Origin of the sequence: Streptomyces sp. NPDC088387, from assembly GCF_044753385.1 — a bacterium.
In the GTDB taxonomy this organism is placed as follows: domain Bacteria; phylum Actinomycetota; class Actinomycetes; order Streptomycetales; family Streptomycetaceae; genus Streptomyces.
In genome coordinates this window covers 1-26,168 of record NZ_JBIVNC010000015.1, presented here as the reverse complement: position 1 = coordinate 26,168, position 26,168 = coordinate 1, and the positions used below count along the sequence as shown (strand labels likewise).

At 71.5% G+C, this 26,168-nt stretch carries 27 protein-coding genes; 11 read left to right on the top strand and 16 right to left on the bottom strand.

Annotation, left to right across the window (positions count from 1 at the left end):
- On the bottom strand, window positions 1-957 hold the full coding sequence (locus tag ACIQAC_RS31960) for a TauD/TfdA dioxygenase family protein (protein WP_402197206.1): 957 nt from the start codon (window positions 955-957) through the stop codon (window positions 1-3).
- Window positions 958-1,164: 207 nt separating this feature from the next.
- Here ACIQAC_RS31960 and ACIQAC_RS31955 point away from each other — a divergent pair, with 207 nt between their 5' ends.
- Complete coding sequence (locus ACIQAC_RS31955) at window positions 1,165-1,995, top strand: aldo/keto reductase (RefSeq protein ID WP_402197204.1); 831 nt, start codon at window positions 1,165-1,167, stop codon at window positions 1,993-1,995.
- A gap of 18 nt (window positions 1,996-2,013) precedes the next feature.
- On the opposite strand, the gene ACIQAC_RS31950 is transcribed toward ACIQAC_RS31955, so the two are convergent.
- The 4 genes from ACIQAC_RS31950 to ACIQAC_RS31935 all read right to left on the bottom strand — a co-directional run bounded on the left by ACIQAC_RS31950 (window position 2,014) and on the right by ACIQAC_RS31935 (window position 4,804).
- A complete protein-coding gene (locus tag ACIQAC_RS31950; protein ID WP_402197202.1) occupies window positions 2,014-3,042 on the bottom strand; it encodes an alpha/beta hydrolase family protein in 1,029 nt (342 codons plus the stop codon).
- A 48-nt stretch (window positions 3,043-3,090) separates the two neighbouring features.
- A complete protein-coding gene (locus ACIQAC_RS31945) occupies window positions 3,091-3,558 on the bottom strand; it encodes a peroxiredoxin (protein WP_402197201.1) in 468 nt (155 codons plus the stop codon).
- Entirely contained in the window at window positions 3,555-3,935 is a 381-nt protein-coding gene (locus ACIQAC_RS31940; protein WP_402197198.1) for a DoxX family protein, read from the bottom strand. The genes ACIQAC_RS31945 and ACIQAC_RS31940 overlap by 4 nt, the downstream gene beginning before the upstream one ends.
- Window positions 3,936-4,057: 122 nt before the next feature.
- On the bottom strand, window positions 4,058-4,804 hold the full coding sequence (locus ACIQAC_RS31935) for an AraC family transcriptional regulator (RefSeq protein WP_402197196.1): 747 nt from the start codon (window positions 4,802-4,804) through the stop codon (window positions 4,058-4,060).
- A 144-nt stretch (window positions 4,805-4,948) separates the two neighbouring features.
- On the opposite strand from ACIQAC_RS31935, the gene ACIQAC_RS31930 reads away from it, so the two are divergent.
- Window positions 4,949-6,112 (top strand): MFS transporter, encoded by a 1,164-nt coding sequence (locus ACIQAC_RS31930; protein WP_402197575.1) that lies wholly within the window; start codon window positions 4,949-4,951, stop codon window positions 6,110-6,112.
- 7 nt (window positions 6,113-6,119) lie between these two features.
- Here the strand turns inward: ACIQAC_RS31930 and ACIQAC_RS31925 are convergent, their stop codons facing one another.
- Window positions 6,120-6,626 carry a MarR family winged helix-turn-helix transcriptional regulator gene (locus tag ACIQAC_RS31925; RefSeq protein ID WP_402197193.1) on the bottom strand — a complete coding sequence of 169 codons (507 nt, stop codon included), beginning with the start codon at window positions 6,624-6,626 and terminating at the stop codon, window positions 6,120-6,122.
- 182 nt (window positions 6,627-6,808) lie between these two features.
- Here ACIQAC_RS31925 and fes point away from each other — a divergent pair, with 182 nt between their 5' ends.
- Window positions 6,809-8,149 carry an enterochelin esterase gene (gene fes, locus ACIQAC_RS31920; RefSeq protein ID WP_402197190.1) on the top strand — a complete coding sequence of 447 codons (1,341 nt, stop codon included), beginning with the start codon at window positions 6,809-6,811 and terminating at the stop codon, window positions 8,147-8,149.
- Between the two features lie 14 nt (window positions 8,150-8,163).
- Here fes and ACIQAC_RS31915 read toward each other — a convergent pair whose 3' ends face one another.
- The 4 genes from ACIQAC_RS31915 to ACIQAC_RS31900 form a co-directional block, all read right to left on the bottom strand.
- Window positions 8,164-8,361: a ferredoxin gene (locus ACIQAC_RS31915; RefSeq protein ID WP_402197188.1), complete on the bottom strand. Its 198-nt coding sequence runs from the start codon at window positions 8,359-8,361 to the stop codon at window positions 8,164-8,166.
- Between the two features lie 26 nt (window positions 8,362-8,387).
- Window positions 8,388-9,617 carry a cytochrome P450 gene (locus ACIQAC_RS31910; RefSeq protein WP_402197186.1) on the bottom strand — a complete coding sequence of 410 codons (1,230 nt, stop codon included), beginning with the start codon at window positions 9,615-9,617 and terminating at the stop codon, window positions 8,388-8,390.
- 136 nt (window positions 9,618-9,753) lie between these two features.
- Window positions 9,754-10,494 (bottom strand): response regulator transcription factor, encoded by a 741-nt coding sequence (locus ACIQAC_RS31905; RefSeq protein ID WP_402197184.1) that lies wholly within the window; start codon window positions 10,492-10,494, stop codon window positions 9,754-9,756.
- A 137-nt stretch (window positions 10,495-10,631) separates the two neighbouring features.
- On the bottom strand, window positions 10,632-11,282 hold the full coding sequence (locus tag ACIQAC_RS31900) for a TetR/AcrR family transcriptional regulator (RefSeq protein WP_402197182.1): 651 nt from the start codon (window positions 11,280-11,282) through the stop codon (window positions 10,632-10,634).
- A gap of 302 nt (window positions 11,283-11,584) precedes the next feature.
- On the opposite strand from ACIQAC_RS31900, the gene ACIQAC_RS31895 reads away from it, so the two are divergent.
- The 3 genes from ACIQAC_RS31895 to hemC all read left to right on the top strand — a co-directional run bounded on the left by ACIQAC_RS31895 (window position 11,585) and on the right by hemC (window position 14,585).
- Window positions 11,585-12,568, top strand: a complete 984-nt coding sequence (locus ACIQAC_RS31895; RefSeq protein ID WP_402197180.1) for an ATP-dependent DNA ligase — start codon at window positions 11,585-11,587, stop codon at window positions 12,566-12,568.
- Between the two features lie 142 nt (window positions 12,569-12,710).
- Window positions 12,711-13,484 (top strand): NPP1 family protein, encoded by a 774-nt coding sequence (locus ACIQAC_RS31890; protein WP_402197178.1) that lies wholly within the window; start codon window positions 12,711-12,713, stop codon window positions 13,482-13,484.
- Between the two features lie 165 nt (window positions 13,485-13,649).
- Window positions 13,650-14,585: a hydroxymethylbilane synthase gene (gene hemC / locus ACIQAC_RS31885; protein WP_402197177.1), complete on the top strand. Its 936-nt coding sequence runs from the start codon at window positions 13,650-13,652 to the stop codon at window positions 14,583-14,585.
- A gap of 36 nt (window positions 14,586-14,621) precedes the next feature.
- Here the strand turns inward: hemC and ACIQAC_RS31880 are convergent, their stop codons facing one another.
- The 4 genes from ACIQAC_RS31880 to ACIQAC_RS31865 form a co-directional block, all read right to left on the bottom strand.
- Complete coding sequence (locus ACIQAC_RS31880; RefSeq protein WP_402197573.1) at window positions 14,622-15,149, bottom strand: hypothetical protein; 528 nt, start codon at window positions 15,147-15,149, stop codon at window positions 14,622-14,624.
- 188 nt (window positions 15,150-15,337) lie between these two features.
- Window positions 15,338-16,198 carry an ABC transporter permease gene (locus ACIQAC_RS31875; protein ID WP_402197175.1) on the bottom strand — a complete coding sequence of 287 codons (861 nt, stop codon included), beginning with the start codon at window positions 16,196-16,198 and terminating at the stop codon, window positions 15,338-15,340.
- Window positions 16,158-16,997, bottom strand: coding sequence for an ABC transporter ATP-binding protein (locus ACIQAC_RS31870; protein ID WP_402197174.1), 840 nt, complete (start codon window positions 16,995-16,997; stop codon window positions 16,158-16,160). The genes ACIQAC_RS31875 and ACIQAC_RS31870 overlap by 41 nt, the downstream gene beginning before the upstream one ends.
- Complete coding sequence (locus tag ACIQAC_RS31865) at window positions 16,994-17,443, bottom strand: MarR family winged helix-turn-helix transcriptional regulator (RefSeq protein WP_402197171.1); 450 nt, start codon at window positions 17,441-17,443, stop codon at window positions 16,994-16,996. Before ACIQAC_RS31865 ends, ACIQAC_RS31870 begins: the two co-directional genes overlap by 4 nt.
- Before the next feature lie 358 nt (window positions 17,444-17,801).
- Between ACIQAC_RS31865 and ACIQAC_RS31860 the strand changes: the two genes are divergently transcribed.
- On the top strand, window positions 17,802-18,590 hold the full coding sequence (locus tag ACIQAC_RS31860) for a SigB/SigF/SigG family RNA polymerase sigma factor (protein WP_402197169.1): 789 nt from the start codon (window positions 17,802-17,804) through the stop codon (window positions 18,588-18,590).
- 183 nt (window positions 18,591-18,773) lie between these two features.
- On the top strand, window positions 18,774-19,577 hold the full coding sequence (locus ACIQAC_RS31855) for a VOC family protein (RefSeq protein WP_402197167.1): 804 nt from the start codon (window positions 18,774-18,776) through the stop codon (window positions 19,575-19,577).
- A 12-nt stretch (window positions 19,578-19,589) separates the two neighbouring features.
- On the opposite strand, the gene glgX is transcribed toward ACIQAC_RS31855, so the two are convergent.
- The gene (gene glgX, locus ACIQAC_RS31850; RefSeq protein WP_402197166.1) at window positions 19,590-21,746 is read right to left on the bottom strand and encodes a glycogen debranching protein GlgX; all 2,157 of its coding nucleotides are present in this window, start codon (window positions 21,744-21,746) and stop codon (window positions 19,590-19,592) included.
- On the bottom strand, window positions 21,743-22,255 hold the full coding sequence (locus ACIQAC_RS31845; RefSeq protein ID WP_402197165.1) for a pep a2: 513 nt from the start codon (window positions 22,253-22,255) through the stop codon (window positions 21,743-21,745). The genes glgX and ACIQAC_RS31845 overlap by 4 nt, the downstream gene beginning before the upstream one ends.
- A 285-nt stretch (window positions 22,256-22,540) precedes the next feature.
- Between ACIQAC_RS31845 and ACIQAC_RS31840 the strand changes: the two genes are divergently transcribed.
- The 3 genes from ACIQAC_RS31840 to treS all read left to right on the top strand — a co-directional run.
- A complete protein-coding gene (locus ACIQAC_RS31840; RefSeq protein ID WP_402197162.1) occupies window positions 22,541-22,837 on the top strand; it encodes a DUF5133 domain-containing protein in 297 nt (98 codons plus the stop codon).
- Between the two features lie 72 nt (window positions 22,838-22,909).
- Window positions 22,910-24,904, top strand: a complete 1,995-nt coding sequence (locus ACIQAC_RS31835) for a maltotransferase domain-containing protein (RefSeq protein WP_402197161.1) — start codon at window positions 22,910-22,912, stop codon at window positions 24,902-24,904.
- A gap of 8 nt (window positions 24,905-24,912) precedes the next feature.
- Window positions 24,913-26,168: maltose alpha-D-glucosyltransferase (gene treS / locus ACIQAC_RS31830; protein ID WP_402197159.1), on the top strand; the 1,256-nt coding region annotated here is incomplete at its 3' end.

The following is a 26,168-nucleotide window of genomic DNA, read 5'->3' as shown; positions in this document are numbered from 1 at the left end:
TCACCACCGTCCGGGCTCGGTCCCCACAACGGCCTCCGACGGCTTTCCGTCCACGCCGACGGGTACGTCGCCGGTGAGCATCACCCGGTGCATGGTGCGGGGGTGGCCGAGGTGGGCGTTGTCGGAGGGGGCGAGGTGGATGGTGGCGCGGTTGTCCCAGAAGGCCACGCTGCCGGGCTCCCACCGGAAACGGACCGTGTACTCGGGCCGGGTCGCCTGCTCCAGGAGCAGTTCCAGGAGCAGCCGGCTCTCGGCGCGCGAGACGTCGGCGATCTGCTCCAGGTAGTAGCCGTTGACGAACAGCACCCGCTCGCCGGTCTCCGGATGGACCCGGACCAGCGGGTGCAGGGTGGCGACCTGGTGGTCCAGCAGATGGCGGACGTAGGCGTCGTCGCCGGCCCGCGGCTGGTAGCCGACGCCGAGCCGGTGTTCGGCGCGCAGCCCGTCGGCGAACTCCCGTACCGGGCCGGAGAGTCCGGCGTAGGCGGCGGCCAGATTGGACCACGTGGTGTCACCGCCGTAGGGCGGTACGGTCTCGGCGCGCAGGATCGTCGCGGCCGGCGGGTCGATCCGGGCCCCGTGGTCGCAGTGCCAGCCGCGCAGCGGGTGGTGCCGGCGCCGCCGCAGCCACTCGTCGTGCTCCATGCCGAACCGTCCGCCCAGCTCCAGCCGGTCGGCGGTGGTCTCGATCTCCGGGTGTTCGTCCGGCGACGCCGAGCCCCGCTTCCGCAGCACCACCGGCTCCCCGAACAGGCGCGCGAACCGCACATGCCCGTCGTGGTCGAGGCGCTGCCCCCGGAAGAACACCACCTTCCACCGCAGCACGGCGGCCCGCACGGCGGCGACCTGGGCCTCGTCCAGTCCGTCCGCGAGGTCGACGCCGGAGATCTCGGCCCCGATGTACCCGGCGACGGGCCGTATCTCGACCCCGCCCGTCGTGCCCGTGTCCTTCGCCATACCCACTCCGTCCGTCAGGTCGTCCCGGCCCCACGGATGATCGTGACATCTCCGGCCCGCCCGGGGAGCGGTTCGGCAGCGGAGGGGTGGGGGCTGGTCACACAGCTCCCCGCCCCTGGAGAACCACCCGGTGCCGCTTCCGGTTGATCGTTCCCCCTCCTGTCCCCGAGGCTGGAGGGGACGGCACAGTCGAGGGAAGGTCCCACAGTGGTCAGCATCCCGGTACACACGCTCAACGACGGCACGTCGCTTCCCGCCATCGGCCTCGGCACCTGGCCCATGAGCGACGCACAGGCGGAGGAGGCGGTGCTCACCGCCCTGGACACGGGCTACCGCCTGATCGACACGGCGGTGAACTACCACAACGAGACCGGCGTCGGCCGCGCTCTCGCCCGTACGTCGGTCCCGCACGACGAGATCGTGGTGACGACCAAGCTCCCGGGCCGGCACCACGGCTACGACGAGACGCTCGCGTCCTTCGACGAGTCCCGGGCCCGGCTGGGCGTGGACCGGGTCGGTCTGTATCTGATCCACTGGCCGCTGCCCCGCGTCGACCTCTACGTCGACTCCTGGAAGGCCATGATCAAGCTGCGCGAGGACGGTCTGGTCCGGTCGATCGGCGTCTCCAACTTCACACCCGAGCACATCGAGCGCCTGGAGCGGGAGACCGGTGTGCTGCCCGCGGTGAACCAGATCGAGATGCACCCGCTGTTCCCGCAGGAGGAGCTGCGCGCCTACCACGCGGACAAGGGTGTCCTCGTCGAGAGCTGGAGCCCGCTGGGCCGGGGCTCGGACCTCCTCGACGACCCGGCGATCGCCGCCCTCGCCAAGGCCCGCGGGGTGACACCGGGCCAGTTGATCCTGGGCTGGCACGTCGGGCTGGGAGTGGTCCCGATCCCGAAGTCCGCCCATCCCGAGCGGCAACGGGACAACCTGGACGTCTTCGACTTCACGCTGGAGCCGCAGGAGCTCCGGGCCGTCGCGGACCGGGAGCACCGGCGGCTGGGCGGCGACCCCGAGGTGCACGAGGAGTTCTGACGCCGGGCGGACGGTGGGTCAGCGCAGATGCCGCTCGAAGAAGTCCATGGTGACCTCCATCGAGCGCGGCCACTGTCCGTAGAAGGTGTGCCCCTCACCCTCGTAGGTGCGCAGCTCCACGTCCTTGCCGGCCTTCTCGAGGGCGGCGACCATGTGCCGGGACCAGCGGATCGGGCAGGTCTCGTCGGCGGTGCCGTGGTGGATGAGCAGCGGCTCGGTGGCCCGGTCGGCGTAGGTGGCCGCGGAGGCCTCGCGCCAGAACTCGGGGTTGTCCTCCGGTGAGCCGTGCTTCGCCTCGATCTCGTCGACGAGGGGCTCGCCGCGCTGGTAGTGGTCGAGGTTCTCCTCCGGCCTGGAGCTGACGGGCGCGAAGACGACGGCCGCGTCCACCAGGCCCGGCGCCGCGACGAGCGCGTTGTAGACGACCCCGCCGCCCATCGACCGGCCGAGCAGGCCGATGCGTTCGTCGTCGATCTCGGTGCGGTCGGAGGCGCGCAGGGCGAGCACGGCGCCGATGACGTCCTCGGTGTAGCCGAGGCGGAGGTTGACTTCGTTGTCCGGGTCGTCGTCGGAGCCGGCGTGGTTGCGGTAGTCGCTGTGCAGGACGATGTAGCCGTTGCGGGCCAGCAGGTCCTGCTCGCGGGCGAGTCCGCGGCCTGTGGTGTAGACCTCCGGGTCGATGTAGCCGTGGGCGAGGACCAGCGCCGGGAACGGCCCCCTTCCCGTGGGGATGTTCATGAGTCCGGAGATGGTCAGCCCGTTCGCCCGGTAGGTGACGGCGTACTGGGTGTAGGCGTCGGTGCGGTCGCGCACCTCGCCGAGCCGCAGGTCGGACCCGGTGTGCTCGCGTGCGGCGAGACCCGGGATCGAGACCGGGTTCGGCGGCTCGGCGGTAGGGCTGGGGCTGGGCGGTGGCGCGCTGGTGGCCGCCGCGGACGTGGACGGCGAGGGACTGGGTGCCGCGTTGTCGTCCCCGCCGTCGGTGCAGCCCACCGCGGCCGTCAGGAGGAGGCAGACAGCGAGTCGGGCCTTGCTCAGCAGCCGCATGGACCCAGTATCGCGGATCATCCGCCCCGGGAACCCCGGTTGGCCGGATCAGCCCCGCTGGGCCCGGAGGACGTCGAGGGCCTTGTCGGCATGGGTGTTCATCCGGATCTCGCTGCGGACGACCTCCAGGACCGTCCGGTCCTGCGCGATCACGAAGGTGACCCGCTTGGTGGGTGCGAGGCTGAACCCCCGCTTCACCCCGAAGAGTTCCCGGACCTTGCCGTCGGTGTCGGAGAGCAGGGTCATGCCGAGGGTGTGCTTCCCGGCGAACTCCTGCTGCTTGTCGACGGTGTCACCGCTGATGCCGACCGGCCGGGCGCCGACCGCGGCGAACTCCGCGGCCAGGTCGCGGAAGTGGCAGGCCTCGGCCGTGCATCCGGCGGTCATCGCGGCCGGGTAGAAGAACAGCACCACCGGTCCGTCGGTGAGCAGCTCGGACAGCCGGCGTACGGTGCCGCTCTCGTCCGGCAGCTCGAAGTCCTCGATCTTGTCGCCGGTGTTCACCTGTCCTGTCATGACGTCCTCTCCGCGTTGCGTGCGACGCCGCGGGCCCACAGGACGAGCGGCACTTGCAGCGGCAGCCGTCCGACGGCCGCTGCCCTGAGCGGCGCCGGGCGGCGCTGCCAGTCGACGGCCATCTTGACGTTGGCCGGGAAGATTCCGACGAAGTAGGCCGTCGTGGCCCGGGCCGCGATCCGCCGGGTGCGGGGCAGCGCCACACCCGCGGCGAGCGCCAGCTCGACGACACCGCTCGCGTAGGTCCAGGTCCGTGGTGTGCCGGGCAGCGAGCGGGGCACCATCGCGTCGAAGGGCCGCGGCGCGGTGAAGTGGGCGGCTCCGGCCGCGGCCAGCAGTCCGGCGAGCAGCAGGGGCGAGCGTGCGGACCGTGACACGGGTTCCTCCTCGGGCGGCCTGAGCCCGGACATTACTCGACGGTACAGCCGGCGCGCCGGGCGGCCCCCGGGTTTCCGCGTCCGGCCACGCGCCATCGCCGGCGGCCCCACCAACTGACCTTCTAGGGCCGGCGGTTGTGGGTTCCGGGTGTATGGCCGAAGGAGCGGCGGAAGACGTCGATGAAGGCGCTCGCGGAGGACCAGCCGCAGCGGTGGGCCACCGTCGTCACCGGCACGTCCTCGGCCAGCATGCGCAGGGCGTGGTAGAGCCGGGACTGGGTGCGCCACTGCGGGAAGGTCATGCCGAACTCGGCGCGGAAGAGCCGGCTGAGGGTGCGCTCGCCGGTCCCGGTCGCCGCGCCCAGGGCGGCGAGGGTGCTGGCGTCCGCCGGGTCGCCGTGCACCAGGTCGCAGACGGCGGCCAGCCGGGGATCGGCGGCGGTGGGCAGCCGTAGCGGCTGCTGGGCCGATGCGCGCAGCTGGTCGCGCAGCACGGCGAGTAGCCGCCGGCGTTCGGGTCCGGTGTCCTCGGGGTCGCGGGTGTAGGCGAGGATCAGCTCGCGCAGCAGCGGGCTGACGGCGAGGACGGTGGGGGTGTCCATGCCGAGCGGGTTGTCGGCGGCGGGCAGGCCGACGAGATGCAGGTCGATGTGGCCGTGGGCGCGGTGTGCGTGCACGGTCCCGGCGGGCACCCACAGGGCCCGGGTGCCGGGCGCGAACCAGGTGCCCGCGTCCGTGGTGACGGCGAGCACGCCGGAGCCCGCGTAGACGATCTGGTGCTCGTCGTGGCGGTGGGCGTCGATCCGGGCGCCGGCGGCCAGGCTCTTCGCCACGGTCGGCGCCTTGGGGTCATGGCGGATGTTCGGCACAATCGGGCAGTTTAATGAAAGCCGGACAGTGCTGTCGCGGGCGACGATCGCCTCATGCCGAGGAAAACCACCGCGCCGGGGAAGACGACCGCACCCACCCCGTCGAGCGGACCGACCCTGTCGAGCCGTCGCCGGATCACCCGGATGTCCTTCGCCCACGCCTGTGTGGACGTGTACCAGGGAGCCGTGGCCGCCCTCGTGCCGTACTTCGTCGCCGAGCGCGACTACACCTACGCGGCCGCCTCGGGAGTCGTGCTCGCCGCCTCGCTGCTGTCGTCGCTGGTGCAGCCGCTGTTCGGGGTGCTGACCGACCGGCGGGCGATGCCCTGGCTGCTGCCGCTGAGTGTGTTCGCGTCCGGCGCGGGGGTCGCGCTGAGCGGGGTCGGCGACGCGTACGCGTGGACGCTGGCGGCGGTCGCGGTGTCCGGGGTCGGCGTCGCCGCCTACCACCCGGAGGCCGCCCGCGCGGCCCGCGCCGCCGCACAGGGCAGCCAGACGGCGATGGGCTGGTTCTCGCTGGGCGGCAACATCGGCTTCGCACTGGCCCCGCTGCTGGTGTCGGCCGTCGTCGCGACAGGGTCCCTGCACGCCACTCCCCTGCTGATGGCGCCCGCGCTGATCGGCACGGTGCTGTGTCTGGCCACCCGCGGCGCCCCTGTGGAGACGGCGTCCGCGGCCGAGGGCGCCGGCCGCGACGACTGGCCGTCGTTCCTCCGGCTGTCCGGCGCCATCGTCTGCCGCTCGATCGTGTTCGTCGGGCTGAGCGCCTTCATCTCCCTGTACGTGCGGGAGCGGACCGGCGGCGGAGCGGTGGCCGGCACGGCCGCGCTGTTCGTGCTCTACGCCGGTGGCGCGCTGGGCACGGTGGCCGGCGGCCGGCTCGCCGACCGGTACGGCCGTACGGCGGTCCTGCGCCGCTCGTACGCGCTGACCGTCGTCGCCGTCGCGGGCCTGCTGCTGGCGCCCGGCCCCCTGATCTACCCGTTCGTCGCGCTGGTCTCGGCCGGGCTGTACGTGCCGTTCGCCCTGCACATCACGCTGGGCCAGGACTGTCTGCCCCGGCACATGGGCACGGCGAGCGGGGTCACCCTCGGCCTGGCGGTGAGCGTCGGAGGGCTGTCCGCCCCGGCGCTCGGGGCGCTCGCCGACGCCACGACGCTGCGGACCGCCCTCGTCCCGCTCGTCGCCCTGCCCGCGGTCGGCTGGCTCCTGGTGCGCACCCTGCGCGATCCGCTGCTCACACGGCCGGGGCCGGCAGCGGCGGAAGGCGCCCGCACCGACGCCGGCCGGGATCCGTCCGGCTCCTGAAGCGGTGTCAGACGGTGTCCGGCTGCGGTTCGGCGTCGTCCTCGGCGTACTCCAGGAAGTCGTCCACCATGCGGTGGAAGAGGGTGGCGAACTGCCGCAGCTCCTCCGGAGTCCAGTCGGCCAGTGCCTGTTGCATGCCTCGCGCCCCCGCGTCCCGGATCCGGGCGATGGCCCGGCCGCCCTCCTCCGTGAGTTCGATGCGCTGGGCGCGGCGGTCGTCGGGGTCGGGCACCCGTGAGACGTAGCCGACCCGCTGTAGTTGCTGCACCGTGCGGGTCACGTGCGAGGCCTCGACGCCGAGCCGGGCCGCCAGCTCACCCGGGCGGCGCGGTTCCCCGTCCGCGATCTGCCGGAGCACACCCGTCGCCGCCCGGTCGAGCGGCACACCGGCCACCGCCACCAGCCGGTCGTGCTGCCGGGCACGGGAGATCAGGTAGGTGATCCGGCTGAGCGCACGCTCGATCTCGATCACTTCCCCGGAGGCGGGGGCGGTGGGGAACGGTGTGGTGGGCATACGCCCGACGTTACCATATCGTTGCCTGACTCAAGTAACTTACCGCGCCGCCGACCCCGCGGGCGGGGCCGCGGATCCCGGCCGCGCCGCCCGCAACAGAGGCACGCTCCCGCCCAACCTGTGCTTAGCTTAGGCTTACCTAACTTTCCGCGATGTTCTGTCGACGGACCCGGAGCCACACGATGAGCACCTCCGCCGCGCACTCACCGTCCCCGCCGGCCGCCACCGGCCCGTACGCCGACGTGCGCCCCACGCGGGTCACCGGTCCGCGGGTCGCGCGTCTGGTGCAACGACTGGCCAGGGCCGGCGACGCCGGACGCGCCGCCCTGACCGCCGAGTTCTGGAGCGAGGTGGAACGTCTGGGCACCCCGCTGGTCGAGGAGTCGGCGGGCGAACCGGGCCACCGCACGGTCACGTTCCTGTGGCGCGGTCACCGGGCGACCCGTCAGGTCCTGCTGTGCGCCCACCGCGTGGTCGACCGCGACCACCTCGCCGGCGCGCTCCTGGAGCACGTGCCCGGTACCGACGTATGGCATCTGGGGCTGCGGCTGCGCGCGGACCACCGGGGCTCGTACCGGCTCGCCGCGGACATCTCGACGAAGGAACCGCCGACGGATCCGGGTGAACTCCAGCGGCGGCTGCGGTCGTTGTCGGTGCACGCGGCGGCCGACCCGCTCAACCCCCGCTCCATCGCGACACGTTGGCAGGAATCCCGCGGTTCGGTGTTCGCGCTGCCGTACGCGCCGGCCGAGCCGTGGAGCGGGCGTGCGGGCGAGGCTCCGGCCGGGCGGGTCGAGCGGCACCGGCTGTCCTCGGCGGCGCTGGACGGCGACCGGGACACCTGGGTCTATCTGCCGGCGGGGCACCGGCCCGCCGGTGGGCGGCCCCTGCCGGTGCTGGTGCTGTGCGACGGCGACATGTGGTTCGGCCGGCTCGGTCTGGACCGCACGCTGGACCGGCTGATCGCCGAGGGCGCGCTGCCGCCGCTCGCCGTGCTGGCGCCGGACGCCGTGGACCGGCACACCCGGCGGCGTGAACTCGGCGAGGGCGACGCGTTCGTGTCGTTCCTCGCCGACGAGCTGCTGCCCTGGGCCACAGGCCGCCGGCGGCTGACGACCGATCCGGCGGACACGGTCGTCGCCGGTCAGCGGCTGGGCGCGGCGACCGCCCTGTACGCGGCGCTGCGGCGCCCCGACCGCTTCGGCACCGTCCTCGCCCAGTCCGCCACCCTGTGGTGGCGTCCCGGGCTCACCTCCCCGGAGGGTCCCGACACCCCGGTGATCGGGGCGCCCTGGCTCGCCACCCGGTACACGGCCGGACCGCCGCGGCCCGTACGGGTCCATCTGGACGCCGGTTTGCAGGAAGGGACCCAGGCCGAACAGAACCGCACGCTGTACGAGGCGTTGCGGGCGGCCGGACACCGGATCACCCTCGACGAGTTCAACGGCGGCCACGACTTCGCGTGCTGGCACGTCGCCCTGGCCGGCGGACTGGTCCGGCTGCTCGGCACCGGCCAGGACTGACGTGCCGCCGTCCGTTACCCCTCCAGCACCCGAATCGCGGCCGCCGGGCAGAGGGCGGCGGCCTCGCGCACCTCGTCGAGCGCCCCGGCGCCCGGTTCCTCGTCGAGGACGAAGGCGATGCCGTCCTCCTCGCGCTGGTCGAACACGTCCGGTGCCGCCATCACACACTGCCCCGAGGCCACACACCTGGGCTCGTCGAGTTCCACTCGCATGCTCTTCTCCTCGCCGGTCGGGGCGTTCACCAGGTGACGGGCAGTTCGTAGACGCCGTAGACGACGCCGTCGTGCTTGAAGGGCAGTTCCGCCACGTCGGCGGCCAGCCGGAGGGTGGGGACGCGCCGGTAGAGGGTGCTGTAGACGACCTGGAGCTCCATCCGCGCGAGCGGCTGGCCCAGGCACTGGTGGACGCCGAAGCCGAAGGCGACATGGCGCCGGGCGTCGCGCTCCAGGTCGAGCCGGTCGGGTTCCGCGAAGGCGTCGGGGTCGCGGTTGGCGATGTCGTTGGGCAGGATCAGCCCCTCGCCGGCCCGGATCACCTGTCCGTCGATCTCGATGTCCTCCAGCACGGCCCGGCGGCGGCCGTTGTGCACGATGCTCAGATAGCGCAGCAGTTCCTCGACGGCGGACGCGACCAGCTTCGGGTCGTCGGTCTCGCGCAGCAGCGCGAGCTGCTCGGGGTGCTCCAGCAGGGCGACCGTGCCCAGCGCGATCATGTTCGCGGTGGTCTCGTGCCCGGCGATCAGCAGCAGCACGCCCATTTCGGCGGCCTGGTGGCGGGTCAGCTCACCGGCGTCGATCCGCTCCACCAGACCGGAGAGCAGATCCTCGCCGGGCTGCGCGATCTTCTCGCCCATCAGGTCGTCCAGATAGGCCACGAGCCGGTCGAAGGCGGCCGCCCCGTCCTCCGGACGCACACTCTGCCGGATGAGGATCTGGCTGTTCTCCTGGAAGAACTCGTGGTCCGCGTACGGCACTCCGAGCAGTGCGCAGATCACCAGGGACGGGACCGGCAGCGCGAACGCCCGCACGAGGTCGACGGGGTTGGGCCCGGCCAGCATCTCGTCGATCAGGTCGTCCACGATCCGCTGCACGCCGGGCCGCAGCGCGTTGACGCGCTTGACCGCGAACGGCGCGGTCACCATCCGGCGCAGCCGCGCGTGTTCGGGGTCGTCCATCAGGATGAAGCTGGCGCTGCTGTCGCTGGTCCGCGGCGCCGAGAGCGGATAGCCGGGCCGGGTGAAGTCGGCGCTGACCCGGGGGTCGAGAAGCAGCTCGCGCTGGTCCGCGTGTCCGGTGACGAGCCAGGGTGTGCTGCCGTCCCAGAGCCTGACCCTGGCAAGACGCCCCCGCTCCTGCTGTTCCTGTAGTGCGGGCGGAGGATCGAAGGGGCAGCCGGCCGCACGGGCCATGGGGTACGCGGGCACCGGGGGCGCGTCCTGCTGCGCGCCGCCGGTCAGCGTGTCGGCCATGTCTCTCCTCGGTGTGGGGGGCTCCCCCGGAGGGGAGCGCCGGGGTGTACGGATCGAGGCCTCGACCCCCACAGGCAAGCAGAGCGGACTGACGCCTTCCGGACGGTTTCCTGACAGAAGGCTGACGTGACCCACGTCACATCATCGAGCCCGCCTCCACATCGGTGAGACCGAGCCAGTAGCCGAAGCCGCGCCGGGTGTGGATCAGCGCGGGCGCGTCCCGGTCGACCTTGCGCCGGAGCCGGGAGACCAGCTGCTCGATGGCGTTGTCGCCCCGGAAGTCGCCCCAGACGTAACGGCCGATCTGCTCCTTGGACAGCACGTGGTGCGCGTTGGTGAGCAGGTGGCGCAGGAGCCGGTACTCCGCGGGAGTCAGGTCGAGCGTGCGGGTTCCGCGCCGCGCCCGGCACACGGTCTCGTCGAGGACAAGGTCCGCGTGGCGCAGCGCGGGGTCACCGCGGCCGGGGTCCGCGCCCCGCAGCAGGACCTGCATCCGGGCCAGGACCTCGGCGACCCGGACCGGCTTGGTGACGTAGTCGCGCCCGCTTCTGCTGAGCTCGGGCAGCATGCCGCCGAGGGAGTCGTAACCGGTCAGCAGCAGCAGCGGAGGGGGCGGTCCGGGCAGGGGGCGGGCTCTGCGGGCCAGGTCGTCGGCGTCCGGCAGTGACGAGTCGACGACGGCCAGGTCCAGTTCCCGTTCCTGGGCGTGGGCCACGGCCTCGACGGCGGTGAGCGCGACGAAGACGTGGTACCCGGCCAACTCCAGTGTGGTCCCGAGCAGTTCGACCAGGTCCGGGTCCGCGGTGACGATCAGGACGCGCTGCCCGGCGCCCCGGGCGAGGGCCGGCCTCTCCTCGTGGGATGCGAAACGCGCCACTGTCGGTGACGTGGTGGTTGCCGACGGTAAGGGGAGCATGCGGATCACCCTATCTCGCTACTTGCCTCACTCAAGTACTCCCATAAGTGCTTGACTGACTCAAGTAACCCGTCGGCCAAGATCGAGCACATGGAAGGTCAAGATCCGGGGGTGACCGGGGCCAGCCACATGCCGGTGATCGCGTCGATCAGGCCACCGGCGGTCTCGTGCCAGGTGGCACGGGGTGTCCCGGTGTGTTCGGCGAGCGCGCGTTCCCGCTCGGCGCAGGTGTGCACGATCAGATGCCGGGCCATGGCGCCGCGCTCGGCGCGCACCTCGGCGGACTGCTGCGGCAGGGTCCGGTGCAGTCCGGCGATCAGGTCGGGCATCGACGGCGAGGTGAGGGTCTCGTCGACCATGATCTGGTACAGCACGGGGTCGGTCATCACCTGGGCGCAGAACCGGGCGTACCAGGTGGGCGTGCCGAGCGCCGCAAGGTGCCCGGTGACGGGGCGCACCAGACAGGACACCCAGTCACGTACGTCGTCGGAACCGAGGGTCCGCGCGAGCAGCCCGGCGCGGATCTCCTCGATGGGCGCCGCGTGGCGGCGGGCGACGGCCCGGATCAGGTCGGGCTTGGTGCCGAAGTGGTAGCCGACCACCGTGTTGTTGCCCTGGCCTGCGGCCTCGCCGACCTGGCGGTTGGAGACCGCGTACACCCCGCGTTCGGCGAAGAGCCGTTCGGCCGCGGAGAGGATCCGCTCCCGCGTCTCGCTCGTCTGTTCCTCGCGTACCGTCCTGGCCGCCATGCTCACCACCGCTACGGGACTGTCTCCGACCGCCCGCGCTCCGCCCCGCGAGCCGCGGCGGCGCCTCCACCGCACCGGCGGGTTCCGCTCCCACAACCCTACCGGGACCAACCATCGGGGCAGGTCGGGAGCCGACGCACCCTCACCCTCGACCGCACCCGCGCCCGCACCCGCACCCGCACCCGCACCCGCACCCGCACGACGTTCACAGGAACCCGACCCGGCGAACACGCCCCCGCCGTTCAGGGGAACCCCGGTCGTCGGGTGCGTGGTGCGGTGACGGGGCGTCGAGGTCTGATGCCGTGACTCTGCCGCTGATCGCCCCCATGCTCGCCACGCCCGGCACGCTGCCGCCCCCCGCTCAGGACACGCGCTGGGCGTACGAGACCAAGCAGGACGGGCAGCGGGCGGTGGTGTACCTCCCCGGCGACGGGGGTGTGCTGCTGCGCGCACGGTCCGGCGAGGACATCACCGCCGCCTACCCCGAACTGCGGCCGCTCGGCGCGGCGCTGGCCGGCACACCCGCCGTGCTGGACGGCGAGGTGCTGGCCCTGGACGCGGACGGACGCGCCGACTTCCAGCTCCTCCAGTCCCGGATGGGGCTCGCGCACACGCCGGGCCGGGCGGCCCGCAGGGCGGCCGAGCAGCCCGTCCACCTGGCGCTGTTCGACGTACTGCACCTCGCGGGCCGCTCCCTGCTGAGGGAGCCCTACCGGCACCGCCGCGACCTGCTGGAGTCGCTGGGGCTCGCCGGCCCCTACTGGTCGACGCCGGGCGCGCTGGTCGGGCACGGCGAGCGGGCGCTGGCGGCGACGCGGGAGCACGGCCTCGAAGGGCTCGTCTGCAAGCGCCTGGACTCCGTGTACGAACCCGGGGTCCGGTCCCGCGCCTGGATCAAGATCCGCAACATGCGGGGCGTCGATGTCGTCGTGGGCGGCTGGCAGCCCGGCAAGGGGCGGCTGACCGGTCTGCCGGGTTCCGTCCTGGTCGGCCAGTTCGACGCGGCCGGGAACCTGCGGTACGTCGGCAACGTGGGCACCGGCTGGACCGAGGCCGAGCGGACCGAACTGGCCGCGCTGCTGCGGGAGTACGCGGCCACCGACAGCCCCTTCTCCCCGGTCCCGCGGGTCGCGGGGGCGCACTGGGTGCTGCCGCGTCTGGTGGGCGAGGTGCGGCACAGCACGCGTACCCGGGCCGGGTTGCTGCGCCAGCCGTCCTGGCTCCGGCTGCGCCAGGACCTCACTCCCGCGGATTCCTCGGCGTTTCTGCCCGATGACCTGGGGTGACTCCGGGTCGGGCCACGATTGTTGGTCTGTGCTTCACCCATGTGACGCGTGTGACCTCTTGGCGCGGACCGGGTCGGGACGGCACTCTGAACTCCCCTTCCCCCCACAGCCGTTGGGCTGCGCCTGAATTCGAGGAGACGCAGTGTCGTCGAAGTCGTCCGTGCACGCCAGAAGATGGGGTACCGCACTCGCCGGTGCCATCACCCTCGTCATAGCCTTCTCGTCCACCGCCTTCGCCGCCCCGCCGCCCGGGCTGCCGGCCAACGCGGACGGGTTCGAGCAGACCTTCCAGCCGGCCTACGACTACGACACGGACGGCTGCTACTCCACGCCGGCCATCGGCAGCGACGGCACGGTCAACCCCGGTCTGAACCCGAGCGGCGCGCTCAACGGCCAGTGCCGTGACGCCGTGGACCTGGACAACACCAACGGCTACTCGCGCTACAAGTGCAACAACGGCTGGTGCGGCATCCTCTACGGCCTGTACTTCGAGAAGGACCAGGCGCTGCCCGGCACCAGCCTCGGCGGCCACCGCCACGACTGGGAGCACGTGGTGGTCTGGGTGCAGGACAACCAGGTGAAGTACGTCTCGACGTCCAACCACGGTTCGTTCACCGTGCACAACGCGTCGGCGATCCGCTTCGACGGCACGCACCCGAAGATCGTCTACCACAAGGACGGCATCAGCACCCACTGCTTCCGGGCCGCGAACTCCAACGACGAGCCGCCGGAGAACCACAAGGGCACCTGGCAGTACCCGAAGCTCGTCGGCTGGAACGGCTACCCGGCCGGCGTCCGGGACAAGCTCTCCTCATACAACTTCGGCAGCGCCAACTTCGGTCTGAAGGACAGCAGCTTCAACTCCCACCTCTCCGGGGCGAAGCCGTCGGCCATCCCGTTCGACCCGAACGCCTGATCCCTCCCGTACATCCGATCGCTCCCGGCCGCCCGCTCCCCCGGACGCGGGCGGCCGTCCTCGCCCACGCACGGGAGGCGTTCGTACGGCAGGTGCCCGCCTCATGGATCACCCCTGTGGCGCCCTACGGCGTCGAGCGCCCTCGGGAGCCACTATCGTGTCCGCATGCCGGTACCCGAACTGATCCGTATCGTCTCGCGCGACTCCCCGATGGCGCTCGCCCAAGTGGAGCGGGTGCGCACCGAGTTGGGTGCGCTGTATCCCGGGGTGCGGACGACGGTCGTGCCGGTGAAGACCACCGGCGACAAGTGGATGGGCGATCTCTCCCAGGTCGAGGGCAAGGGCGCGTTCACCAAGGAGGTCGACGCGGCGCTGCTGGCCGGGGAGGCCGATCTCGCCGTGCACTGCGTCAAGGACGTGCCCGCCGACCGGCCGCTGCCCGCGGGCACGGTCTTCGCCGCGTTCCTCAAGCGCGACGACATCCGGGACGCGCTGATCCATCCGGACGGCCTCACCCTGGAGGAACTGCCCGCGGGCACCCGGATCGGCACCTCGTCGGTGCGCCGGGTCGCGCAGCTGGCGGCCACCCATCCGCATCTCCAGTGCGTGCCGTTCCGCGGCAACGCCAACCGGCGGCTGGCGAAGCTCGCGGCCGGTGAGGCCGACGCGCTGCTGCTCGCGGTGTCCGGCCTGGAGCGGATCGGGCGCACCGACGTGATCAGCGAGGTGCTCTCGCCCGACACGATGATGCCGCCGATCGGCGCCGGGGTGCTGGCGCTTCAGTGCCGTGAGGGCGACACGGACGTGATAGACGCGGTCAGCGCGCTGGGCGACCCGGACACCCACCGTGAGGCGACCGCGGAGCGGATGTTCCTGCATGTGCTGCAAGGGCACTGCAACAGCCCGATCGCCGGTTTCGCGCGGGTCGACGGCGGCGGCGAACTCTCGCTGCGGGCCTGTGTGTTCACCCCGGACGGCAAGACGCGGCTGAACGCCCACGAGTGGGCCGGCCGGCTCGACCCGGCCACGCTCGGCACGTCCGTCGCGGTGGCGCTGCTGCGGCAGGGCGCACGCGAGATCATCGACGGCATCCCGCACTGAGGCAGCGGGCGCGTCCGGCGGTCCCACGGGGGACCGTCAGGACGTGCCTTCCTCCGCCTGGTCGCGCAGGAAGTTGCTGACCTGGCACGCGAGTCCCTCACGTACCGCTCCGGTGGACGGGGCCCCGCCCTCGCCGTCGTCCGGAAGGCCGAGGCCGCCCGCCCACACCCGGCGGTCGGTCCACTCCTCGTCGACCCGCAGCTGGATCTGCACGTCCACGTGCGACAGGGCGGCCTCCGGTCCGGCGGCGAACAGCACGGCGGTGACGCGGCGCAGCGGGTAGACGTCGTAGCCCTCGATGAACTGGGAGTTGCGCCAGTCGAGGAAGGCGCTCTCGCCGTCGGGGCCGATCCGGACGTCCATCTGGCCATCCTCGATGTGGATGCCGAAACGGCGGGTGCCGCGGTTCTCGACGGTCACGCGGAGACTGAAGTACGTCATCCCCTCGGCGGCGTCGTCACGTCCGCGCGGCGGCTCCTGCGCGAGCAGCCGGTGGACGCGCACACGCAGGCCGGAGTGCTCGTCGTACTCCTGCCAGTCCCCGACCACGTTCGGCTCGTACACCTTGCACCTCTCGAACTCCAAGAGCTGCTTCCTATCCGTGCGCCGAGCGCACTGTCAAATGAGCGGAATGCGCTGTGATCAGGGAATTCACCGCGATGATCGGTGATCAAGCCGTGCCCAGGAGAAATTCGCCGGCGGGCCGCGAAACACGGCACGCGCGCGTGCTGCACATCACGTCAACCATCCGTTCAGCGGGCGAGCCGGCCGAGCAGCGAGGACGCGGCGGCGATGCCCAGCGCGGCGGCCAGGGCGAGCACCCCGAAGTCGAGGGCGAGATGCGAGGGGGTGCCGATCAGCAGCCCACGCAGGGCGTCCACTTGGTAGCTCAGCGGATTGACCTTGCTGATCACCTGGAGCCAGCCCGGCATCACGGACACCGGGTACAGCGCGTTGGACGCGAAGAACAGCGGCATGGTGATCGCCTGCCCGAAGCCCATCAGACGGTCCCGGCTGAGCACGATGCCGGCGATGGTCATCGACAGACACGCGAAGAACGCGGAGCCGAGCACCACGACCACGGCGACACCGAGCAGCTTGAGCGGGTTCCAGGTCAGGGAGACGCCGAGCAGTGCGGCGATGACGACCACGACCGCCGCCTGGATGAGCGCCTTGACCCCGGAGGCGAACGCCTTGCCGGTGATGAGCGCGGCGCGTGGAGTCGGGGTGACCAGGAGCTTGTTGAGGATGCCGGCGTCGCGCTCCCAGATGATCTGGATGCCGTAGAAGATGGCGATGAACATCGCGGACTGGGCGATGATGCCCGGCGCCAGGTAGTCGGTGTACGGGACGCCCTCGCTCGGGATGGCCTTGATGCGGGTGAAGGTCTGACCGAAGATCAGCAGCCACAGGGCCGGCTGGACGGCGCGGGTGTAGAGCTCGGTCCGGTCGTGGCTGAACTTCTGGAGTTCGACCGCGCACAGCGCGACGACACGGGCAGGCAGCAGTCGCCAGCCCGCGCGGGGCTCGGGGGGCCGCAGCAGCAGGGAGATGTCGGCCGAAGGAGCGGGGTCAGCCGACACGGCGTGCGGTGCGGCGGGTGCTTCGGACATCGCGGAAACCTCCAGGCTCGTCGTCGAGACCGCCGCCGGCCACGTCCCGGAAGACGTCCTCCAGCGTCGGCAGCGGACCGGTGGGGACGTCGGTGCCGGACCGGCGTTCGGCGAGGCCGCGGCGCAGCTCCAGCGGGGTGCCGAGGGCGCGGACCCGGCCGTGGTGCATCAGGCCCACGCGGTCGCAGTACTGGTCGGCCTCGTCCATGTAGTGGGTGGTGACCAGGACGGTCATGCCGGTCGCCGCGCGTACGGCGTTGATGTGCTCCCAGACGCCGGTGCGGGCGATCGGGTCGAGGCCGATCGTGGGTTCGTCGAGGATCAGCAGCCGGGGTGCGCTGACCAGCGCCTGGGCCAGTTCGAGCCGGCGCACCATACCGCCGGAGTAGGTGCCGGCCAGCCGGTCGGCGGCGTCCGCGAGGCCAACGGCCGTCAGCGCCTGCCGGACCCGCTCGGCGCGTTCGCGGCGTGCCACGTCGAAGACCCGGGCGAACAGGGTGACGTTCTGACGGCCGGTCAGGCTGGCGTCGGCGGAGAGCTGCTGCGGCACGTAGCCGAGCAGGCGGCGCACCGCCATCTTGTCGCCGGACGCGTCGTTGCCGAAGACGTGGACCATGCCGGGCGGCACGGGAAGCAGGGTGGTGATGCAGCGGATCGCGGTGGTCTTGCCCGCGCCGTTGGGGCCGAGCAGTCCGAAGACCTCGCCCTCGCGCACGGTCAGATCGAGTCCGTCGACGGCTTTCGTCTCGCCGAAGACGTAGGTCAGACCGGTGCAGGAAACAGCGCTGTTGGTGTTCACGCGTCCTCCTCGCGCAGGGTGTCGGCCAGGCGGCGCAGCGCCGGCAGGGCGGCACGCAGGGCGTCCTTGTCGGCCTCGTCGAGGCGGGACACCTTGTTCCGGACGAGTTCGGCGCGCCGGCGCCGCCAGTCGCCGAGCCGCGCCTCGGCGGCCGGGGTAGGCCGCAGAAGCGCGGCACGCCGGTCGTCCGGGTCGGTCTCGCGGACCAGCCAGCCGTCCTTGGCCAGCTGGTTGACCAGCGTCGACACCGAGTTGCCCGCGAGGTACAGCTCCTTGGCGGCGTCCGAGATGCGGATGCCGGGGCGGGCGGCGACGAGGCGCAGCAGTTCCACCTCGGCGCCGCGCAGTCTGGCGTCCGGCAACTCGGCGCGTACCCGGCGGCGGATCAGCCGCTGGACTCCGACGAGCGCGTCGGCGAGGTCCTCGGGGAAGGTGTCCTGGTCCATACGGCAAGATTAGCTCTGCTACAGAGGTATCGCGTCACGGCAAGGTCAAGAACGTCCGTGATTCCGCCCTGCGAATTCCCATGCATTCGAAACGCGCACGACGCCGCGAAGGCGTTTCGGTGCAACCGGAACGGAATGAAACGGAATGAAACCGACTGATCACAGGGCGTCGAATAAGCGCGTAATTCGTTTTTCGTGCGACTTTTCCGGGAATACCATTACTTAGTGCTTCGGACCGGAGGCACCCCGCCGTGGGATTCCGTCGGCCGGACCCTCCGGAGCAGCTCCGGGTATCCGAACCACCACCTCCCACGGTGTGCCCGTCCCACCGGCACCACCTGCTACGGGAGGTGCGCTCATGCGCAGCACCAGCAGGAACCAGCACCCGCACCACGACGCCCCCGACACCGCGGAGGACTTTCTGCGGCTCGGCCGGCTGCCCGACGGGCCCGAGCGCCGCGCCCTTCGCGACGACCTGGTCACGGCCTGGCTGCCGATGGCCCACCGGATCGCCGTCCGCTTCCGCGGCCGGGGCGAGTCCCTGGAGGACCTCTACCAGGTCGCGGCCCTCGGACTCGTCAAGGCCGTCGACCACTACGACCCCGGACGCGGCCACGCCTTCGAGAGCTACGCAGTGCCCACCGTCACCGGTGAGATCAAGCGGCACTTCCGCGACCACATGTGGACGCTGCACGTCCCGCGCCGGGTCCAGGACCTGCGCAACCGGGTGCGGCGGGCCGGCAAGGAGCTGTCCCAGACGACCCCGGGCCGGGCGCCGACGGTCGCCGAGATCGCCGCCCACTGCCGGCTCACCGAGGCGGAGGTGCGGATGGGGCTGGAGGCCCTGGAGTGCTTCACCGCGCTGTCCCTGGACGCCGACGTGGCGGGCACCGACGGCTACGCCCTCGCCGACACCATCGGCCGGGCCGACCCGCGCTACGACGTCGTGGTGGACCGGGTCGCCGTACGGCCGCGTCTGCTCGAGCTGCCCGAGCGCGAGCGCACGATCCTGTACCTGCGCTTCTACGGCGGGATGACCCAGAGCCGGATCGCCGAGCACCTCGGCATCTCGCAGATGCATGTGTCGCGGCTGCTCAGCGGCTGTTTCGCCCGCCTGCGCGAGGAGGTGCCGGCGGAGACCGGCTGAGCCGCACCCCGGACGCGGGGGCCGGTCCGCCGTACAGCCGCCGCCGTACAGCCTCCGCCGTACGGCCGAGGAGTGCACCCCGCCTTCGGGGTACTCGGCAGGCCCCGGAGCCGATCCGGCTGGAGACTGTTGCTTGACCGGACGGCCCAGGGGCCGGCGGCCGACGAGAGCAGGACGAGTTTCATGAACCACAACACGACACCCGCCAGGCCCGCGCCGGACGTCGTCCTCACCCGGTCCGTGTTCGGCGCGCCCTGCTGGGTGAGCCTGACCAGCCGCGACCTCGACACGACCGAGTCCTTCTACACCGCCGTCCTCGGCTGGAAGTGGCGGAAGGTCACCCTCGGGGACCACTTCCGGATCGCGCTGGCCGACGGTGTGCCGGTGGCCGGCATCGCCGCGGTGGCCTCGATGTGGCAGATGGCGGTCGCGTGGACGCCGTACTTCGCCGTGATCAGCGCGGACGAGGCGGTCTCCCGGGCCCACGAGCGGGGCGGCACCACCGCGGTCGGGCCGATCTCACTGCCGCCCGGACGTGCCGCGCTGCTCGCCGACCGGGACGGGGCGGCCTTCGGAATCTGGGAGGGCCGGCTGATGGGCAACTGGGAGGCGTGGCGCCGCTCGGCACCGGCCTTCATCCGGCTCCAGACCCGTGACGCCTTCGACGCGGCGATCTTCTACGGGGAGGTCCTGGAGTGGGCCTCGGACCGGCCGGGCTCCTGCGAGGTCCACTACGAGGGCGACGAGGTCGTCCTGCGCAGCGGCGGTGACGTCGTCGCCCGGATCCGGTCGGGTGCGCTCGGCGCGGCCCCCGACCCCACCCTGCGCCCGCACTGGCAGGTCCACTTCGCCGTCGAGGACGTGTCGGCCTGCACCCGCGCGGCGGAACTGCACGGCGGCAGTGTGCTGAGCAAGACCGCCGACGAGGCCGTACTGCGCGACCCCGACGGCGCCCGGTTCACCGTCACCTCCGAGCGCCGCCCCTGAAGGCCGCGCGTCTCAGCCGCCCCGCGAGGGGCGGGAGAGCAGGACGAGACTGCGGGGGCCGACCGTGACTCCCGTGGCCGCCTTGTGCTCGGTCTCGTCGGGGGTGCCCTGCGGATCGGAGGTGTCGATCAGGGTCGTCCAGCGCTCCCCGAACGAGGCGTCCGGCAGCCGGAAGTCCACCGGCTCCCAGAAGCTGTTGAGCAGCAGCAGGAACGAGTCGTCCACCACCCGCCGCCCCTCCCTGTCGGGTTCGGCGATCGCGTCGCCGTTGAGGAAGACACCCACGGTGTGCGCGTCGGAGCGCTGCCAGTCCCGTTCGGTCATCTCACGGGCGTTCGGCGCCAGCCACACCAGGTCGGGCAGCGGCTGCCCGGCGTGCGTGACGGTCTCGCCGCGGAAGAAACGCCGGCGCCGCAGCACCGGGTGGGCGGCCCGCAGTCCGATGACGTACCGCGTGAAGTCCCGCAGCCCGGACTGCTCCTCGGTCAGCGCCCAGTCGATCCAGGAGACCTCGTTGTCCTGGCAGTAGCCGTTGTTGTTGCCGCCCTGGGTGCGGCCGAGTTCGTCACCGTGGCCGAGCATCGGGATGCCCTGCGACAGCAGCAGGGTGGCGAGGAAGTTGCGCTGCTGTCGGGCGCGCAGCTCCAGCACGGCCGGGTCGTCGGTCTCGCCCTCGGCACCGCAGTTCCAGGACCGGTTGTCGCTCTCGCCGTCCCGGCCGTCCTCACCGTTGGCCGCGTTGTGCTTGTCGTTGTACGACACCAGGTCGCGCAGCGTGAACCCGTCGTGCGCGGTGACGAAGTTGACGCTGGCGCGGGGCCGTCGCCGGCTGTGCTGGTAGAGGTCGGAGGAGCCGGTCAGCCGGGAGGCGAACTCGCCGAGGGTGTGCTCGCCGCCGCGCCAGAAGTCCCGTACGGCGTCCCGGTACCGGCCGTTCCACTCGGACCACAGCGACGGGAAGTTGCCCACCTGGTAGCCACCCTCCCCCACGTCCCACGGCTCCGCGATCAGCTTGACCCTGCTGATCACCGGGTCCTGCTGGATCAGGTCGAAGAACGCGGAGAGCCGGTCCACCTCGTGGAACTGCCGGGCCAGGGTGGCCGCGAGGTCGAAGCGGAAGCCGTCGACGTGCATCTCGGTCACCCAGTACCGCAGCGAGTCCATGATCAGCTGAAGGACGTAGGGGTGGCGCATCAGCAGGCTGTTGCCGGTGCCGGTGGTGTCGTAGTAGTGGCCCCAGTCGCCGTCCACCAGGCGGTAGTACGAGGCGTTGTCGATGCCCCGGAAGGAGAGGGTGGGGCCCTTCTCGTTGCCCTCGGCGGTGTGGTTGTAGACGACGTCCAGGATCACTTCGAGGCCGGCCGCGTGCAGCGCCTTGACCATGGACTTGAACTCGGTGACCTGCCGGCCGCGGGCGCCCTCGGCCGCGTAGGCGTTGTGGGGCGCGAAGAAGCCGATGGTGTTGTAGCCCCAGTAGTTGGACAGGCCCCGGTCCTGCAACACACCGTCCTGCACGAACTGGTGGACCGGCATCAGCTCGACGGCGGTCACCCCGAGCGAGGTCAGATGGCCGATCACCGCCGGGTGCGCGAGTCCGGCGTAGGTGCCGCGCAGCTCGGGCGGCACGTCCGGGTGGGTGCGGGTCAGGCCGCGGACGTGCGCCTCGTAGATCACGCTGTCCGAGTACGGCCGCCGGGGCGGGCGGTCGTCGCCCCAGTCGAAGGCGGGGTCGGTGACCACACCGAGCATGGTGTGCCCGGCACTGTCGGCGGGGTCGGGCCCGGTCGCCGCCCGCTCGTAGAGCGAGGGGTCGTTGTCGATCTGCCCCTCCACGGCGGTGGCGTACGGGTCGAGGAGCAGCTTCGCCGGGTTGCAGCGCTGGCCGACGGCGGGGTGCCAGGGGCCGTCCACCCGGTAGCCGTACCGCTGCCCCGGTCCCACTCCGGGCAGGTAGCCGTGCCAGACGAAGCCGTCGACCTCGGTCAGCCGGGTCGTCCGGGTGCGTCCGTCGTCGTCGAAGAGCACCAGGTCGACCCGCTCGGCGACCTCGCTGAAGAGCGCGAAGTTGGTGCCCCTGCCGTCGTAGGAGGCGCCCAACGGGTAGGGGTACCCGCTCCACGCGGGTACCCCTACCTCGTCCTTCTCCTTCCGGTGCGGTGTCGAGGTCACCGGGCGCCCTCCAGAACGCCGTCCGGCATGAGGGCGGCACCGGCGAGGACCGTGACTGGCGCGGCCCGGGGCACTTGGAGCACCTCGCGCAGGTCCGGGGCGGGGGCCGTGGGAACGAGGGGCACACGCTCGCCGGCGCGGGCGCGCTGCGAGAACCAGATGACCTTGCTGCCGGTGTCGGTGGCGCAGCAGCCCCAGCCGTCGCTCATGGCGGCGATGCGCTCCAGGCAGCCGCGCAGATCCTGGTCCGGGCGCAGGTCGCTGTCGTTCTCCCCGACGGCGGTGATCAGGTGCTGGCCGTTCCACCACATCTCGATCGACGTGAGCTTGTCGGTGGCGTGCTCGTCGATGGCCTTGAGCAGCAGTTCGGCGCTGCCGCAGACGGTCTCCACGAGCGGGTCGAGGTCCCAGTGGCGGAGGTGGGCGGCCAGGATGCGCTTGACCTGTCCTACGCGCTCCGGGCTGACCTCCACGTCGAGGTGGTAGTAGCAGGGCACTGCGGTCTTCATCGTCGTTGGCTCCTCACCGGCGGGAACTCCCGCTCCTCCGGACCCTGGCGGATCCGACCCCGAACACGAAGCGTGAGCACTGATCGCTCCTGAGTCACATCCACAGTGGGGTCGCTACGCCATTCGTGCAACACGAGCGCACATCCGGGGCGCCGGTTGACTCCTGAGCAATGGTTGAAGATCCAACAAGACGCTGCGTCGCCGTCCGTGCACCATGAGTGAAGGCTTCGAGCGGCACCCGACGGTCGGGAGCGTGCCTTCGACGCCCGGAAGGTGAACGGCGCCATGCTGCTTCCTGCCAAGACCGAGGTCTCCCGGCAGCTGCGGCGGTACCGGGGCTGGGAGCGGATGATGCTCGCCTCCCCCGCCGACCGCGCGGTGCGGGCCGTCTTCGAGGACTCCGGCTACACGTTGTGCGTACTCATGGGAAAGCGCTGCGCGCGCGAGGCCGCGGACGCCGCCGAGCGCTACCTGCGCTCCACCCTGACCACGTATCTCCAGGAGCAGAACGGGCGCCGGCATCGCGCTCTGGCCGCCCGGCGGGGACCAACGCCGGTCCGGCACTCCACTGCCGGGACCTAGTTCCCCTCCCCGCACGACATCCCCAGCCGGGCCGGCCGAGGCCCGGCTTCCAGCACGACGGAGGTGAGGACGATGAGCGGGACACGATCTGTCGGGCGCATTCCGGTACGGCATGTCCGGCCGGCGGTCGAGGGCGGCAACCGCCCCGCGAAGGCGGTGGTGGCCGAGACGTTCAAGGTCACCGCCACCGTCTTCCGCGAGGGTCATGACGCGCTCGGCGCCAACGTCGTCCTGCGCGACCCCGAGGGCCGCCCCGGACCGTGGACGCCGATGCGGGAGCTGGCGCCCGGCAGTGACCGCTGGGGCGCCGACGTCACACCGGACGCCACCGGCGAGTGGACCTACGCCGTGGAGGCGTGGAGCGATCCGCTCACGACCTGGCGCCGGACCGCCGGCATCAAGATCCCGGCCGGCATCGACGTCGGCCTCGTCCTGGAGGAGGGCGCCGACCTCCACGAGCGCGCGGCCGCGGGAGTGCCGGACCGGCCGGGCCGGGCCACGGTGCTGCGGGCCGCCCACTCGCTGCGCGACGACCACCGCCCGGTCGCGGAACGCCTGTCCGGCGCGCTGACGCCGGAGGTGGAGGCGGTGCTCTCCCGGTATCCGCTGCGGGAGCTGGTCACGTCGTCGGAGCCGTTGCCGCTGCTGGTGGAGCGGGAGCGGGCGCTGTTCGGGTCGTGGTACGAGTTCTTCCCGCGTTCGGAGGGCACCCCCGAGGAGCCGCACGGCACCTTCCGCACGGCGGCCCGCAGGCTGCCCGCGATCGCCGCGATGGGCTTCGACGTGGTGTACCTGCCGCCGATCCACCCGATCGGGACCACCTTCCGCAAGGGCCGCAACAACACCCTCTCCCCCGGCCCGGAAGACGTGGGTGTGCCGTGGGCGATCGGCTCCCCGGAGGGCGGGCACGACGCGGTCCACCCCCAGCTGGGCACGCTGGAGGACTTCGCCTGGTTCGTACGCACCGCGCGCGGCCTGGGTCTTGAGGTGGCGCTGGACTTCGCGTTGCAGTGCTCGCCGGACCACCCGTGGGTGGAGAAACACCCCCAGTGGTTCCACCACCGCGCCGACGGCACCATCGCCTACGCGGAGAACCCGCCGAAGAAGTACCAGGACATCTACCCCATCGCCTTCGACGCGGACCTGGACGGGCTGGTCGCGGAGACCGTGCGGGTGCTACGGCACTGGATGGACGTGGGGGTGCGGATCTTCCGGGTCGACAACCCGCACACCAAGCCGGTCATGTTCTGGGAGCGGGTGATCGCCGACATCAACGGCACCGACCCCGACGTCATCTTCCTGGCGGAGGCCTTCACCCGACCCGCGATGATGCGCACCCTCGCGCAGGTCGGCTTCCAGCAGTCGTACACCTACTTCACCTGGCGCAACACCAAACAGGAGCTGACCGACTACCTCACCGAGCTGTCCGGCGAGGCGTCCTCCTACATGCGGCCGAACTTCTTCGTGAACACGCCGGACATCCTGCACGCGTATCTCCAGCAGGGCGGGCGCCCGGCGTTCGAGGTCCGCGCGATCCTCGCCGCCACCCTCTCCCCGACCTGGGGGGTGTACTCGGGCTACGAGCTGTGCGAGAACGTGCCGCTGCGAGAAGGCGGCGAGGAGTATCTGGACTCGGAGAAGTACCAGCTCAGGCCCCGTGACTGGGAGGCCGCCGAGCGCGAGGGCCGCAGCCTCTCCCCGCTCCTGACCCGGCTGAACACGATCCGGCGGAACCATCCGGCGCTGCGACGGCTGCGCAATCTCCGGTTCCACCGGACCGACAACGACGCCGTCATCGCGTACAGCAAGCAGGTGGGCTCCGACCGGGTGCTCGTGGTCGCCAACCTCGACCCCCACCACACCCAGGAGGCCACGGTCTCGTTGGACATGCCGCGACTCGGCCTGGACAGGGAAGCGGTCCTGTCCGTGCACGACGAGCTGACGGGCGAGACCTACCGGTGGGGCAGCACCAACTATGTGCGTCTGGAGCCCGGCCGGACCCCGGCCCATGTGCTGCACGTGCTCCGCGCCGACGAAGCGTCCGCCACGCCGCCGAACGGAGGGTGACCAGCCCCATGACTGTGAACTTGCCCGTCCCTGACACCTTCGAGGACACCCCGGCGAAGGACCGGGACCCCGACTGGTTCAAACGCGCGGTCTTCTACGAGGTGCTGGTCCGCTCGTTCCAGGACAGCAACGGCGACGGGGTGGGCGACCTCAAGGGCCTCACCTCGCGGCTCGACTATCTCCAGTGGCTGGGCGTCGACTGCCTCTGGCTGCCCCCCTTCTTCAAGTCGCCGCTGCGCGACGGCGGTTACGACGTCTCCGACTACACCTCCGTGCTCCCGGAGTTCGGGGACCTCGCCGACTTCGTGGAGTTCGTGGACGCCGCCCATCAGCGGGGCATGCGGGTCATCATCGACTTCGTCATGAACCACACCAGCGACCAGCATCCGTGGTTCCAGGAGTCCCGCAAGGATCCCGACGGGCCCTATGGCGACTACTACATGTGGGCCGACGACGACAAGCAGTACGAGGACGCGCGGATCATCTTCGTCGACACCGAGAGCTCCAACTGGACGTTCGACCCGGTGCGCGGGCAGTACTTCTTCCACCGGTTCTTCTCGCACCAGCCGGACCTCAACTACGAGAACCCGGCCGTGCAGGAGGAGATCCTGGCCGCCCTGCGGTTCTGGCTCGACCTGGGTATCGACGGCTACCGTCTCGACGCCGTCCCCTACCTGTACGCGCAGGAAGGGACGAACTGCGAGAACCTCCCCGCGAGCCACGACTTCCTCAAGCGGGTGCGCCGCGACCTGGACACGCACTACCCGGACACCGTGCTGCTGGCCGAAGCGAACCAGTGGCCCGAGGACGTCGTCGACTACTTCGGCGACTACGCCTCCGGCGGCGACGAATGCCACATGGCCTTCCACTTCCCGGTCATGCCGCGCATCTTCATGGCCGTCCGCAGGGAATCGCGGTATCCCGTCTCCGAGATCCTGGCCAAGACACCCGAGATTCCGGCGAACTGCCAGTGGGGCATCTTCCTGCGCAACCACGACGAGCTCACCCTCGAAATGGTCACGGACGAAGAACGCGACTACATGTACGCGGAGTACGCCAAAGACCCGCGGATGCGCGCCAACATCGGCATCCGCCGCCGGCTCGCCCCGCTGCTCGACAACGATCCCAACCAGATCGAACTGTTCACCGCGCTCCTGCTCTCCCTGCCGGGCTCGCCGATCCTCTACTACGGCGACGAGATCGGCATGGGCGACAACATCTGGCTCGGCGACCGCGACGCCGTACGCACACCCATGCAGTGGAC